12 protein-coding genes are annotated in these 13,322 nt (G+C 37.2%); 1 reads left to right on the top strand and 11 read right to left on the bottom strand.

Annotated elements, in window-relative coordinates; genetic code table 11:
* Positions 1-188 precede the first annotated feature (188 nt).
* From BUB12_RS16015 to BUB12_RS16000, 4 genes are all read right to left on the bottom strand, one after another.
* On the bottom strand, positions 189-632 hold the full coding sequence (locus BUB12_RS16015; protein WP_072891916.1) for an acyl-CoA thioesterase: 444 nt from the start codon (positions 630-632) through the stop codon (positions 189-191).
* A gap of 100 nt (positions 633-732) precedes the next feature.
* Positions 733-1,497: a succinate dehydrogenase iron-sulfur subunit gene (gene sdhB, locus BUB12_RS16010; RefSeq protein ID WP_072891915.1), complete on the bottom strand. Its 765-nt coding sequence runs from the start codon at positions 1,495-1,497 to the stop codon at positions 733-735.
* A gap of 21 nt (positions 1,498-1,518) precedes the next feature.
* The gene (sdhA, locus tag BUB12_RS16005; protein ID WP_072891914.1) at positions 1,519-3,270 is read right to left on the bottom strand and encodes a succinate dehydrogenase flavoprotein subunit; all 1,752 of its coding nucleotides are present in this window, start codon (positions 3,268-3,270) and stop codon (positions 1,519-1,521) included.
* Positions 3,271-3,293: 23 nt separating this feature from the next.
* Positions 3,294-3,914, bottom strand: a complete 621-nt coding sequence (locus tag BUB12_RS16000) for a succinate dehydrogenase cytochrome b558 subunit (RefSeq protein WP_072891913.1) — start codon at positions 3,912-3,914, stop codon at positions 3,294-3,296.
* Between the two features lie 320 nt (positions 3,915-4,234).
* Between BUB12_RS16000 and BUB12_RS15995 the strand changes: the two genes are divergently transcribed.
* Positions 4,235-4,669, top strand: a complete 435-nt coding sequence (locus BUB12_RS15995) for a YslB family protein (protein WP_072891912.1) — start codon at positions 4,235-4,237, stop codon at positions 4,667-4,669.
* Between the two features lie 269 nt (positions 4,670-4,938).
* Here the strand turns inward: BUB12_RS15995 and uvrC are convergent, their stop codons facing one another.
* From uvrC to BUB12_RS15960, 7 genes are all read right to left on the bottom strand, one after another.
* On the bottom strand, positions 4,939-6,774 hold the full coding sequence (uvrC, locus tag BUB12_RS15990; RefSeq protein ID WP_407668458.1) for an excinuclease ABC subunit UvrC: 1,836 nt from the start codon (positions 6,772-6,774) through the stop codon (positions 4,939-4,941).
* A 132-nt stretch (positions 6,775-6,906) separates the two neighbouring features.
* The gene (gene trxA / locus BUB12_RS15985) at positions 6,907-7,221 is read right to left on the bottom strand and encodes a thioredoxin (protein ID WP_072891911.1); all 315 of its coding nucleotides are present in this window, start codon (positions 7,219-7,221) and stop codon (positions 6,907-6,909) included.
* Between the two features lie 485 nt (positions 7,222-7,706).
* Positions 7,707-8,687 (bottom strand): electron transfer flavoprotein subunit alpha/FixB family protein, encoded by a 981-nt coding sequence (locus BUB12_RS15980; RefSeq protein ID WP_072891910.1) that lies wholly within the window; start codon positions 8,685-8,687, stop codon positions 7,707-7,709.
* Between the two features lie 48 nt (positions 8,688-8,735).
* Positions 8,736-9,509: an electron transfer flavoprotein subunit beta/FixA family protein gene (locus BUB12_RS15975; RefSeq protein ID WP_072891909.1), complete on the bottom strand. Its 774-nt coding sequence runs from the start codon at positions 9,507-9,509 to the stop codon at positions 8,736-8,738.
* Between the two features lie 28 nt (positions 9,510-9,537).
* The gene (locus BUB12_RS15970; protein WP_072891908.1) at positions 9,538-10,308 is read right to left on the bottom strand and encodes an enoyl-CoA hydratase; all 771 of its coding nucleotides are present in this window, start codon (positions 10,306-10,308) and stop codon (positions 9,538-9,540) included.
* A gap of 116 nt (positions 10,309-10,424) precedes the next feature.
* Positions 10,425-11,015 carry a TetR/AcrR family transcriptional regulator gene (locus BUB12_RS15965; RefSeq protein ID WP_072891907.1) on the bottom strand — a complete coding sequence of 197 codons (591 nt, stop codon included), beginning with the start codon at positions 11,013-11,015 and terminating at the stop codon, positions 10,425-10,427.
* 144 nt (positions 11,016-11,159) lie between these two features.
* The gene (locus tag BUB12_RS15960; protein WP_072891906.1) at positions 11,160-12,866 is read right to left on the bottom strand and encodes a long-chain-fatty-acid--CoA ligase; all 1,707 of its coding nucleotides are present in this window, start codon (positions 12,864-12,866) and stop codon (positions 11,160-11,162) included.
* Positions 12,867-13,322 lie beyond the last annotated feature (456 nt).

Raw genomic sequence — 13,322 nt, 5'->3', positions numbered from 1 at the left:
TATGTCGACGTTGGACGCAAAGTCCGGTTTTAGTCGACCTTCCTTTTTATCGGAGTCGATGTTGACTTATCGTACGGAGGCGAAGGAAGTCTCGCTAGTCGCAGGCACTCGGAGCTAGACATCTCTGAAATTTTATACATTCTTATCTTTAAAGTAAACCGACTTTCCATTTGAAAGTCGGCCACTCTTTACCCATTAACCAATTTTGTTCTCATTTCTTCACTTAATGGGGCAGGTTTTCCTGTTGTTGGGTGGATGTATACTAATCTCCCTCTACCAGTGAAACACCATTCCCCTTTTTCATTTAACGCTAAGTAATGAATATCAATTGATGTATTACCCACTTTATTCGCCTTCACATATAGGTTTAGATCCTCATTGAAGAATACTTGCTTGTGATAGTCACATTGAAGATCTGCTACTACAGGAATTCCTTCATCCCCATTTCCCATACTAAATAAACCTACTGATTTTAAAAACTCAATTCTAGCTTCTTCAAAATAGATAAACGGTGAAACGTTATTCATATGTCCAAACATATCCGTTTCGGAAAAACGTATTTTTATCGGGATACTAAATTTAAATTCAGATTGCCATTCTTCCACATTTTCTATGTATGATGTCATTTTCATAGTTATATACTCCTTACACATTTTAAGTATTCGTTTTTTTCAAACTACTTATTTTATAAAATAACCCCTACCACTTAAGGTAAGGGTCATTTTTAAATTATTAATGCGCGTTGTCACTACCAAAGAAATTCTTGAAAGATTGTACAGTTGCAGCACGGTTCATTGCAGCAATTGATGTAGTCAATGGAATTCCTTTAGGACAAACTTGAACACAGTTTTGTGCGTTTCCGCATCCTTGTAAGCCGCCTTCTTCCATCAAACCTTCTAATCTCTCACTCTTATTCATTTCACCTGTTGGGTGTGAGTTGAATAGACGAGCTTGAGAGATAGCAGCAGGTCCGATAAAGTTAGATTTATCGTTTACGTTAGGGCAAGCTTCTAAACATACACCACAAGTCATACATTTAGATAATTCATATGCCCACTGACGTTTTTTCTCAGGCATACGTGGTCCAGGTCCTAAATCATGTGTTCCATCAATTGGAATCCATGCTTTAACCTGTTTCAATGCATCAAACATGCGTTCACGATCGATTAGTAGGTCACGAACGACTGGGAAGGTTGACATTGGTTCTAAACGAATTGGATGCTCTAATTCATCAACAAGAGCAGCACAAGATTGTCTTGGAGTACCGTTGATTACCATAGAACAAGCTCCACAAACCTCCTCCAAACAGTTCATATCCCATTGAACAGGAGTCGTTTTTTCCCCATTGGCATTCACTGGATTTTTTCGGATTTCCATTAATCCAGAAATAACGTTCATATTTTTACGATATGGAACATGGAATGTTTCTTGGTATGAAGATGATTCCGGTCCATCTTGCCTTGTTATAATAAACGTAACCGTTTTTTGTTCAGCCATTACTCTTACTCCCTTCGCTTTTTAGTGTTTTGTCGTATAATCACGTTTACGAGGTTTAATTAAGGAAACATCAACTTCCTCATAACTGAATACTGGTGAGTTCGTTTCTTTATCAAACTCCGCAATTGTTGTTTTTAACCAATCCTCATCATTACGTTCAGGGAATTCTGGTTTGTAATGTGCACCACGGCTTTCATTACGATTATACGCACCGATTGTAATTACTCGAGCTAAATGAAGCATATTTTTAAGTTGACGCGTGAACATAACACCTTGGTTACTCCAACGAGATGTATCATCAGCGTTAATGTTATCCCAACGTTCCAACAATTCTTTAATTTTCTCATCTGTTTTTAGTAGTTTTTCATTTTCACGAACTACGGTAACATTATCTGTCATCCATTCACCAAGTTCTTGGTGTAGCTGGTAGGCATTTTCTTTACCATCCATCTTAAGTAGCTCTTCGAATTTCGCTTCTTCTTCTCTTACACGCTCTTCGAATAGGCTAGATGGTAGGTCATCTACATGTTTCTCTAAGCCGTCAACATATTCAATTGCTTTAGGTCCAGCAACCATTCCACCATAAATAGCAGATAATAATGAGTTAGCGCCTAAACGGTTTCCTCCGTGCTGTGAATAATCACATTCACCTGCAGCAAAAATACCAGGAATGCTAGTCATTTGGTCGTAATCAACCCATAATCCACCCATAGAATAGTGAACAGCAGGGAAAATTTTCATTGGTACTTTACGAGGGTCTTCTCCAACGAATTTCTCGTAAATCTCAATGATTCCACCTAATTTAACATCCAATTCTTTTGGATCTTTATGAGATAAATCAAGGTAAACCATATTCTCTCCGTTAATACCTAGTTTCTGATTTACACACACATCAAAGATCTCACGTGTTGCAATATCACGTGGAACAAGGTTACCGTATGCTGGGTATTTCTCCTCTAGGAAGTACCATGGTTCCCCATCTTTATATGTCCAAACACGACCACCTTCACCACGAGCAGATTCACTCATTAAGCGAAGTTTGTCATCACCAGGAATTGCTGTTGGGTGAATTTGAATAAATTCTCCGTTAGCATATTTCGCACCTTGTTGATATAGAATACTTGCTGCAGAACCAGTATTGATCATAGAGTTGGTAGACTTACCGAAGATAATACCAGGTCCTCCAGTTGCCATTATCGTTGCATCCGATGGGAAAGACTTAATTTCATGAGTCTTAATATCTTGTGCAACAATCCCTCTACCGCGACCTTCGTCATCTAATACGGCACCAAGGAATTCCCAACCTTCAAATTTATTAACTAAACCTTCTACTTCATAACGACGTACTTGTTCATCTAAAGCATATAATAGCTGTTGTCCTGTTGTAGCACCTGCAAATGCTGTACGGTGGTGTTGTGTTCCACCAAATCTTCTAAAATCTAAAAGACCTTCAGGAGTACGGTTAAACATAACTCCCATACGGTCTAACATATTAATAATTCCCGGTGCTGCATCACACATTGCTTTTACAGGAGGTTGGTTGGCTAAGAAGTCACCACCATACACTGTATCATCAAAGTGAATGTCAGGAGAATCTCCTTCCCCTTTTGTGTTTACTGCACCGTTAATACCACCTTGGGCACATACAGAGTGAGAGCGTTTAACAGGTACGACAGAAAATAAGTCAACGCTTACACCAGCTTCAGCAGCTTTTATTGTTGCCATAAGTCCAGCTAAACCTCCGCCAACTACAGCGACTTTACGATTACTCATATGAATACTCACTCCCTTTTACTTTATATACCATAAGCAAATGTAATTAATGTACGAACTCCGATGTAGCTTACTACCAAGAACACAACTAGTGTTGCATATGTAACGATTTTTTGTGATCTAGGTGTTTGTGCAATGCCCCACGATACAAGGAAGCCCCATAGTCCATTTGAGAAATGGAATACTGCAGAAATTACACCAATAATATAGAACCAAAACATTGCTGGATTAGTTAAGATACCTTCCATTAGGCTATAATCCAAGTCTGCATTTCCTAAGCCAACTTGCACACGTGTTTCCCATACGTGCCAAGCAATAAATACTAAAGTTATTAATCCAGTTATACGCTGTAGGAAAAACATCCAGTTACGGAATAAACTATATCTTTTTACATTGTTCTTAGCTGTAAAAGCGATATAAACTCCTAAAACAGCATGGAATATTAGTGGTAAGTAAATAACAAAAATCTCTAGCATAATTACAAAAGGCAAATTATGCATAAAACTAGCTGCTTTATTGAAACTTTCTTCCCCATACACAGCAAAATGGTTTACCACCAAGTGATTAAGCAAAAAGAGTCCTATTGGAACTACCCCTAATAGTGAGTGTAATCTTCTGTTAAAGTACTCACGATGTTCTGCCATGTGTTACCCCCCTTAGTTCTTCTGTTAGTTTAATAGTGTTTGACAATTATAAGCAATTTTCGATAAATATCGACTACTTATAAATAAGTCAAATTTGTAACATATTTATTGTACTTCTAACTTTGTTAAGCGTCAAGAAAAGGAGACACCAAAAATAAAACGTTATCATTTTTTTGATATTGGTTTGTTTCTTGTTTCTAATGTTATAATAAATACAACTTAATCAAAAGATACCTAAGTAAGACAGTTTAAGGTAGAATTTATAGGAACAATATGTTGGAAATTATAATCAGTGAAAGAAAAGAGGAAGGAATCAGTCCATGTCGAAAAAACAAGATACCATATCCATCCAAGAACTCGAAAACCTCCATACAGCTGGTGCTGGTTATGATATTTTACGGTACGTGAGCTTGCCAGATTTACTAGGGTCTGAGAAAGAGACATTACTATATTTTATGGGAAAAAATTTAGCAAGAAAATTTGAAATCGAAGCAATGGGAGATTTAATGTATTTCTTTGATAAAGTTGGCTGGGGAAAGTTGGATCTCTTCAAAGAAAAACGAAAAGAATTAATCTTCCATCTCCTATCTGACTCTGTTGTCAAACGAATCGAATCACCACTAGAGACAGACTTTCGAATGGAAGCCGGATTTTTAGCAGAAGCAATACATAAGTTAAAAGGAATGGAATGTGAATGCATAGAAGAAGTGAACCGTAAATTACGTCAAGTGGAATTTAAAGTGATTTTTGTTTAGATGCAAAAGCATTCGATTCAGGAGTTCGTATGTGAGTAGGATGATTGGATATAACACAACAAAATGGTATATGGAACCCCATATACCATTTTTATATTACTAGCGGACAAAATATCCTCTATTCTTGCAAAACAGGAGTTTTTATTATTGATTCGGACATCAGGTACGTTATTCACTTATTATTACGCTTTATCCCAGCTTTTTTGTGCAAATAAAGGAACAGATGTCCAATAAAAGCTTATAACCGGCTAGACATTGAAATTAAAGGATTAAATGTCCGATTCCTCGACCGATTCCTCCACAGCCCCCTCGTTATCTTCCTGAGCTTCTTCTCTATTCAGAAATTCTAAAATTTCCTCAGCGATATTTTTCGGTATCCCTAGCTTGGTTATGTCAGTAATCTCGGCTTGTTTTATTTCAGTAACCGATTTAAAATGCGTTAACAGTAGCTTTCTTCTCTTCTCCCCGACACCTGGTATTTTATCTAATTCCGATTGGAAAAGACTTTTACCACGTAATTGTCGATGGAAGGAAATTGCAAATCGGTGTACCTCATCCTGAATTCGCTGTACAAGGTAAAACTCCTGAGATTTTCTCGATAATGGAATTACTTCCGGTGGGTCACCATATAACAATTCACTAGTCTTGTGCTTATCATCTTTTGCTAATCCACATAGTGGAATGTCGAGGCCTAATTCATTCTCCAACACTTCCAAGGCAGCGCTCATTTGACCTTTTCCACCATCAACAACGATTAAATCTGGTAGAGGTAAGTTGTCCTTTAAGACCCGTGTATATCGTCTACGAACCACTTCTCGCATCGTATCATAATCGTCTGGACCTTCTACATCTTTGATTTTATACTTTCTATATTCTTTTTTATTTGGCTTTCCATCAATAAATACAACCATTGCTGAAACCGGATCTGTCCCCTGGATGTTCGAGTTATCGAAGGCTTCGATCCGATGTGGCATCTCAATATTTAGTGCTTCCCCAAGTTTTTCTACTGCAACAATCGTTCTCTCTTCATCACGTTCAATAATAGAGAATTTCTCATGTAAGGAAGCTTTCGCATTTTCCATCGCTAGGTTTACCAGTTCTTTTTTTCTTCCACGGTACGGTGTATGAACATCAACCTCAAGTAATTCTTTTAAGATTTCCGTATCCGTACCAATTGGAACAAAAATTTGCTTAGGTTTCGGGTGGTGTTGATGCATATAGAATCTGCCAATATAGCTTAAGAACGTATCCTCTGCTTCATCAAAAAATGGAAATACAGCCACATCTCTCTCAATTAATTTCCCTTGACGGACAAAAAATACTTGTACACACATCCAACCTTTATCATAGCTATAACCAAAAATATCGCGATCCACGCGGTCATTTAACGTCATTTTTTGTTGTTCCATAACAACTTCAATATGCTGGATTTGATCTCGCAATTCTTTAGCGCGCTCGAAATTAAGTACTTCACTGGCTTCATGCATTTTGTTAACTAGTCGCTTTTTTATATCTTTATAACCACCCTGCAAAAAGGATGAAACATCGTTTACTATTTTTCTATATTCGGCTTCACTTGGTGGCTTCTCACTACATGCTAAACATTGATGCATATGATAATACAGACAATATCGTCCAGGTGGGTTATAGCATTTTCTTAATGGGTATAAACGGTCTAATAATTTTTTCGTTTCTCTTGCTGCAATAACATTGGGGTACGGTCCAAAATATTTGCCTTTGTCCTTTTTCACTTTTCTAGTAATTAATAAGCGGGGATGTCTTTCTGATGTGATTTTTAAATAAGGGTAGGATTTATCATCTTTCAGCATGACATTGTATTTTGGGTCATACTTCTTTATTAAATTCATTTCAAGAATTAATGCTTCGATTTCCGATGAAGTAATTATATATTCAAAATCTTCAATTTCTTGAACAAGGCGTTGTGTCTTTCTATCATGAGCACCAGTAAAATAGGAGCGAACCCGATTTTTTAATAGTTTTGATTTACCAACATAAATAATGGTATTATGTTTATCTTTCATCAAATAACAGCCAGGTTGTGCAGGAAGAACTGCCAGCTTTTCTTTAATTTTTTGATTCACCATTTTCATCCCCCTACAAAAGCGCAAAGCGTCCATTAATTTCTCTTAATTCTATTAATTATTTCCTTATTATTAAAAAGAATAACCCTTGCTACAATTTGCAACAAGGGATCGTTTTTCCTATTTTAATTCAACTTAAGCATGCTTATTAATTAATTCAACAAGCGCTTCTTTCGGTTGAAAGCCAATTACTTGGTCTACTACATTACCGTCTTTAAAAAGTAAAAGAGTAGGAATACTCATTACGCCAAACTTACCTGCAGTTTCTTGGTTCTCATCTACATCTAGTTTAACGATTTGAACTTTTTCAGACATTTCTCCATCAATTTCCTCTAAAACAGGAGCGATCATTTTACAAGGTCCACACCATGGTGCCCAAAAATCAGCTAGCACTAAGCCTTCTGATGTTTCACTTGTGAAATTTTGATCAGTGACATTCTTTATAGCCATATCTATTTTCCTCCTTATCACTATTCTTTAATGAGTATATCATCCATTGATATGATGTTCCTAATAGTTTGCTTAATATCATAAATAGTATCAAGCTAAGATTATCTTTTTATGTGTATATTTATCTTTTTTTCGAAGACTATTGCCCTTCTGTAAAGCACCGTCTACGTGACCATTAAAAAATAGCGGAATGAGGATTCACCACGTCTCCCAAGCGGGCTCTGGTTCCGCTATTTAGCAAAAATACGGCTGTTTTGCTTGGGTCGCGGTTCCTCATTCCTCTATTACCCAAAAATACCACTATTTAATGCTCACATCGTTAAATAACGGAAAGAGAATCCAGGAAAGTACGGAAATCCATGTTTTTCACTGAAATAACGGAATGAGGATTCCCTCATCCCCCAAGCGGTTATTTTACGAGCCCAAAGAAAAACCCGAACGGCTCAAATCCATTGAAGACCGTTCGGATTTCTTCTATCTACCGATTAGTTTGCTACTTTTAATTGTTTTACTTCTTCTATTAATACTGGAAGTACTTCAAATAAGTCTCCAACGATTCCATAATCTGCTACGTTGAATATGTTAGCTTCTGGATCTTTATTTATAGCAACAATTACTTTGGAGTTAGACATACCTGCTAAGTGCTGAATCGCACCAGAGATCCCAACTGCAATATATAAATCAGGAGTTACCACTTTACCAGTTTGCCCGATTTGTAAGGAGTAGTCACAGTAATCTGCATCACAAGCTCCTCTTGATGCGCCAACTGCTCCACCTAGAACTTCTGCTAGCTCATACAGTGGTTTGAATCCATCAGCACTTTTAACACCACGACCACCAGCAATAACAACGTTAGCTTCTGATAAATCGACACCCTCAGATGCTTTACGGATAACATCTTTAATAACCGTACGTAAGTCCTTAATGTCGACATCTTTAGATTGTACTTCACCAGTACGAGACTCATCACGCTCTAAAGCAGGAATGTTATTTGGACGGATTGTCGCAAAAACTAATCCACTTTCAATTGCTTTCTTTTCAAATGCTTTCCCTGAATAGATTGGGCGAGTGAAAACAACTTCATCATCTTCCACTTCAATACTAGTTGCATCTGAAATCAAACCAGATTCTAGTCGAGCTGCAACTTTAGGAGTAAGATCTTTTCCGACTGCTGTATGTCCCATTACTACTCCATAAGGCGATTCATCTTCAATTACACTTAAAACAGCTTGTGCATAGCCGTCTGAAGTATACATTTTTAAATCAGAGTGACTTACAGTAACCACACGATCAGCACCAAAATAAATCATTTCTTGTGCTTGCTCACCTAAATCACCATCACCACAAATAACCCCAACAATTTCTCCATCTTCTTTAATCTTTTTAGCTGCTGCAATGGCTTCAAACGTAACGTTACGTAGAACACCATCTCTTAATTCCCCAAGAACTAATACTTTATCGCTCATGTAAACTTCTCCCTTCTGTTTAGAAAACTTGGCTTTAATTTGACTATCTTAAAGTACTTTTGACTCGTTTTTTAGTAGCGATACAAGTTCTTTCACTTGATCTTCTACTTCTCCTTCAAGCACTCGACCAGCCTCTTTTTCAGGTGGTAAGAAAATATCTACTGTTTTTGTTTTTGGCTCTAGTTCATCTTCATCTAAGTCTAAATCATCAATTTCTAACTCTTCTAATGGCTTTTTCTTTGCTTTCATAATACCTGGTAATGATGGGTATCTAGGGTCATTTAACCCTTGTTGACAAGTAACAAGTAGTGGTAGTGACGTTAATACTTTTTCCACATCACCTTCTACGTCTTTTTCAACATTTACGGTATCTCCATCAATTTCTAAACTGGTGATAGTTGTTACATATGGCATACCTAAACGTTCTGCAAGTCTAGGACCAACTTGACCACTTGCTTCATCAATTGCCACATTACCTGCTAGAATTAAGTCAACCTCTTTATCTTCAAAGAACGCTTCTAAAATCTTCGTTGTAGTGAACTGGTCGCCTTCTTCTAGGTCATCCTCCGTGTTAATTAATACAGCTTTATCTGCGCCCATTGCCAATGCAGTACGCAATTGTTTTTCAGAATCTTCGTCACCAACTGTTACAACAGTTACTTCACCACCGTGAGCATCACGTTGTTTGATTGCTTCTTCCACTGCATACTCATCATACGGATTGATGATGAATTCAGCTCCATCGTCTTCAATCTGACCGTTAGAGACAACAATTTTCTCTTCTGTGTCAAAAGTCTTTTTTAATAATACATAAATGTTCATGTAAGTTCCTCCTTATGTGAATTGATCGTTATTTATCTTGGAAGTTTGGCTTGCGTTTTTCTATAAACGCCTGCACTCCTTCTTTTGCATCCTCAGAACCAAAGATGTTACCAAAGGCATTTGCTTCTTCTTTCACACCTTGGGCAAATTGCTCTGTCTTCGCAAATGGAACCAATCTCATTACTTGATTAATGGTTGGTTTGCTCTTAGAAGCAATTTTATTTGCTAGTTTAATAGCTTCTTCATATACATCGGTTGTTACAGCTTGGTTCGCTAAGCCTAGGGATGCTGCTTCTTTCCCACTAATCGGCTCTCCAGTTAAAATCATTTCATATGCTTTAGCTGTTCCAACGTGATGTGGCAATCGCTGGGTACCAGCAAAACCTGGAATGATCCCTAATGATAATTCCGGAAGCCCTAGTTTTGCATCTTCTGTCACAATTCGTATATGGCAAGCCATTGCTAACTCTAATCCTCCACCTAATGCTGCTCCATGGATTGCTGCAATAACCGGAATTGAGAAGGCTTCAATTCGGTCGAATAATCGCTGCCCTTCCTCAGCTAATGATTGATAATCTGAGGAATTTTGGAAAGAAGTGAATTCTTTAATATCGGCACCAGCTGAAAAGAATTTCCCTTCGCCTCTTAAGACAATGGCCTTAGCTGTTGCCTCTCTTTCTATTTCATCTAACTTTAACGATAAATCTCTTAACATAGTACTGGACAACGCATTAGCTGGTGGGCTTTGAATTGTTAAAACAACAACATGATTGGATTGCTCTAATGAAATCGTTCCCATTTTTTCAGTCCCCTCCCTAGATTAATAGATTATATGTAACTGCTTACGCTTTTATGGAAAGGCTACCTCAAAAGAAATCATACGTTTGTATTTCCCTTTGAGGTAACCATCTAATCCTACTCTATAATGGCAACACCATTTGTAATCAAAGCGTGCACAGATGAAGCTTGACTTACTAGATCATATTTTTCATCTTTCATCACCCAGTTAGTAACTGTTTCATCAAGTGTACCGAATACCATCTGTCTTACTAAAGGAATATTTAAGTCCTCTCGGAAGAGTTTCTCTTCTATCCCCTCTTTAATAATTTCATCGATTACGATTAAATAAGGTTTTAGTACTTTATTGATTTTTAGTCGTAAATCAATATTTGATTGCCGCAATTCCAACTGTGTTACAATGGCAAGATGATGATCACTTGCTAATTGGCTAAAATGCATGTGAACCAATGTGGATAATTTTTCATCAGCTGTTTGTTTCTCATTAATTGCCGTAGCTATCTGTTCAATAAACTGTCCCATCTTTTCTTCAAAAACAGAAACTAAAATGTCTTCTTTGTTTTTAAAGTACAAGTAGATCGTTCCATCAGCCACGCCCGCTTCTTTAGCGATTTTTGAAACCTGAGAATTATGATAGCCATTCTCCGCAATCACTTTTACAGCGGCATCAATTATGAGTTTATATTTGGGCTTATTCTTAGTGTCCATAACAGTCTCCTTCAAACATACCTTCCAAAGAAAAGTTGGGTATTAAAAATGAATGAATGGTCATTCATTAATTATTGTACTCTGCTTTAGTTTATATGTCAATAGGAAGCTCGTACATTTTAGGGTAAAAAAAGAAACAAGGTCTTACACAGTGGTCGTGTCTTTTTCTTCCTCTTGTTGTTTCTTTTTCTCTTCATCAACAAGCTGTCTACGTAATATTTTACCTACTGCTGTCTTTGGTAATTCATCACGGAATTCATATAAGCGTGGAACTTTAAATGCAGCAAGGTTATTACGACAGAATGTATTCAACTCATCTTCATCTAAAGTATACCCTTCTTTTGGAACGATATAGGCTTTCACTGTTTCTCCACGATATGGATCTGGAACACCAGCAACAACAGCCTCTAAAACTCCTTCATGTTCATATAAAACTTCTTCTACTTCACGAGGATAAATATTATACCCACCTGCAATAATCATATCTTTCTTACGATCCACAATGTAGAAATATCCTCTTTCATCCATATAACCTAAATCACCTGTTAATAACCAACCATCTTTTAATGTGTTTTCAGTATCTTCAGGTCGATTCCAGTAACCTTTCATGATTTGTGGCCCTTTAACTGCTACTTCGCCTACTTCGCCAATCTCTGCTTCTTCCATTGTTTCCATATTAAAGATTTTACTATCTGTATCTGGCCAAGGTATACCAATACTACCATTTACACGCTCTTCCCAGACAAAATTTGCATGGGTAACAGGTGACGATTCAGTTAATCCATATCCCTCAACAAGACGACCACCAGTTACTTTTTCAAATTTTTCTTGAACGTCCACAGGTAGTGGTGCAGAACCACTAATACACGCTTCAATCGATGATAAATCATATTTCTTTAGATCTGGATGATTTAACAAACCAACATATATTGTTGGAGCACCTGGAAATAGGGTTGGCCTCTGTTTATCGATTGTTTTTAATAAATCACCTGCATCAAACTTAGGCATTAAGATCATTTTTGAACCAACCATAATGGACATATTCATTACAGTCGTCATTCCATAAACATGGAAAAATGGCAATACGCCTAAAACAATCTCTTCACCATGTTTTGTCTTATACAACCAGGCATCACACATCTGTACATTGGCAACCAGGTTATAATGCGTCAGCATAACTCCTTTAGGAAAACCCGTTGTTCCTCCAGTATATTGTAAAAGTGCTAAATCTTCTTTTGGGTCTACCTCAACTGGTTGATAAGTTGGTTGTGCTCTTTCCATTACCTTTACCCAATCATGTGTTTCAGCATTTTCTTCCACTTTTACTACTAAATTATACTGTTTCTTCTGAATAAATGGGTAAATTAGGTTTTTAGGAAACGGTAAGTAATCTTTAATGCGCGTCACAATCACATGCTCTAATGGCGTTTCACTTTTTACATTAGAAACTCTTGGTAATAGAATATCCAAACAAATAATAATCTTTGCCCCAGAGTCGTTCAATTGATACGCCAATTCACGCTCTGTGTACAGTGGATTTGTTTGGACAACAATTGCCCCTGCCATTAATGCTCCATAATACGCGATAACGGATTGTGGAGTATTTGGTAACATAATTGCAACACGATCTCCCTTAACAACTCCAAGCGACTGGAAATAATTCGCCATTTTCTTCGACTCGGTTAATACTTCATTGAATGATAGCTCTTTCCCCATAAAATGAAGCGCTTTCTTTTCTTGGTAACGATTAGCAGCATCTTCTAAAAAAGTTTGAAGTGGCTTTTCGTCATAGTCGATGGTTGTCGGAATTTGTTCTGGATAAGCCGCTTGCCATGGTTTTACCTTTTCCATATATATTCCCTCCTTTATAAGTACTTATTCCCATTATACCGACTTATTGCTATTTTTTGAAATCTTATTTACGATTTTTTCAAAAAATTTTATATTTAATAAGATAATCAGCTAAAATCCGTGTGTTTCATGGTCGTTTTTTCTAAAAAAATCTTTCGCATAGTTTGTTGCAAATGCCCCGCAGCCCGAATACACTTCGCTTTCCGTGGGGGAGTGGTGAGCCTCTTCCGTGCTACGCGAGGACACTGAAAAACTAAGTGATAATAAAAAAATGAGTCCGACAATTCTATATGCAGTGTAGTATGCAGGGGTTCGGAGGCTGAGACAAAAGTGTTTTAGTTAAACTAAATTCCGAACTTTATTCAAGATTTAGATATTTTATGAAATGTAGTGTAATCTCTGCCGCTTCAGAAATACACTTCGCTTTCCTCGGGCGGCTGGTAAGCCTCCTCGGGC

It is taken from the genome of Ornithinibacillus halophilus (assembly GCF_900129485.1).
Classification (GTDB): domain Bacteria; phylum Bacillota; class Bacilli; order Bacillales; family Amphibacillaceae; genus Ornithinibacillus; species Ornithinibacillus halophilus.
The sequence above is the reverse complement of the archived record's forward strand: the minus strand, read 5'-3'. Positions and strand labels throughout refer to the sequence as shown.

What these genes read in the sequence shown, in the direction of transcription:
- BUB12_RS16015 (WP_072891916.1), bottom strand. Translation starts at nt 632, where the DNA reads ATGAAAATGACATCATACATAGAAAATGTGGAAGAATGGCAATCTGAA.
- sdhB (WP_072891915.1), bottom strand. Translation starts at nt 1,497, where the DNA reads ATGGCTGAACAAAAAACGGTTACGTTTATTATAACAAGGCAAGATGGA.
- sdhA (WP_072891914.1), bottom strand. Translation starts at nt 3,270, where the DNA reads ATGAGTAATCGTAAAGTCGCTGTAGTTGGCGGAGGTTTAGCTGGACTT.
- BUB12_RS16000 (WP_072891913.1), bottom strand. Translation starts at nt 3,914, where the DNA reads ATGGCAGAACATCGTGAGTACTTTAACAGAAGATTACACTCACTATTA.
- BUB12_RS15995 (WP_072891912.1), top strand. Translation starts at nt 4,235, where the DNA reads ATGTCGAAAAAACAAGATACCATATCCATCCAAGAACTCGAAAACCTC.
- uvrC (WP_407668458.1), bottom strand. Translation starts at nt 6,774, where the DNA reads ATGGTGAATCAAAAAATTAAAGAAAAGCTGGCAGTTCTTCCTGCACAA.
- trxA (WP_072891911.1), bottom strand. Translation starts at nt 7,221, where the DNA reads ATGGCTATAAAGAATGTCACTGATCAAAATTTCACAAGTGAAACATCA.
- BUB12_RS15980 (WP_072891910.1), bottom strand. Translation starts at nt 8,687, where the DNA reads ATGAGCGATAAAGTATTAGTTCTTGGGGAATTAAGAGATGGTGTTCTA.
- BUB12_RS15975 (WP_072891909.1), bottom strand. Translation starts at nt 9,509, where the DNA reads ATGAACATTTATGTATTATTAAAAAAGACTTTTGACACAGAAGAGAAA.
- BUB12_RS15970 (WP_072891908.1), bottom strand. Translation starts at nt 10,308, where the DNA reads ATGGGAACGATTTCATTAGAGCAATCCAATCATGTTGTTGTTTTAACA.
- BUB12_RS15965 (WP_072891907.1), bottom strand. Translation starts at nt 11,015, where the DNA reads ATGGACACTAAGAATAAGCCCAAATATAAACTCATAATTGATGCCGCT.
- BUB12_RS15960 (WP_072891906.1), bottom strand. Translation starts at nt 12,866, where the DNA reads ATGGAAAAGGTAAAACCATGGCAAGCGGCTTATCCAGAACAAATTCCG.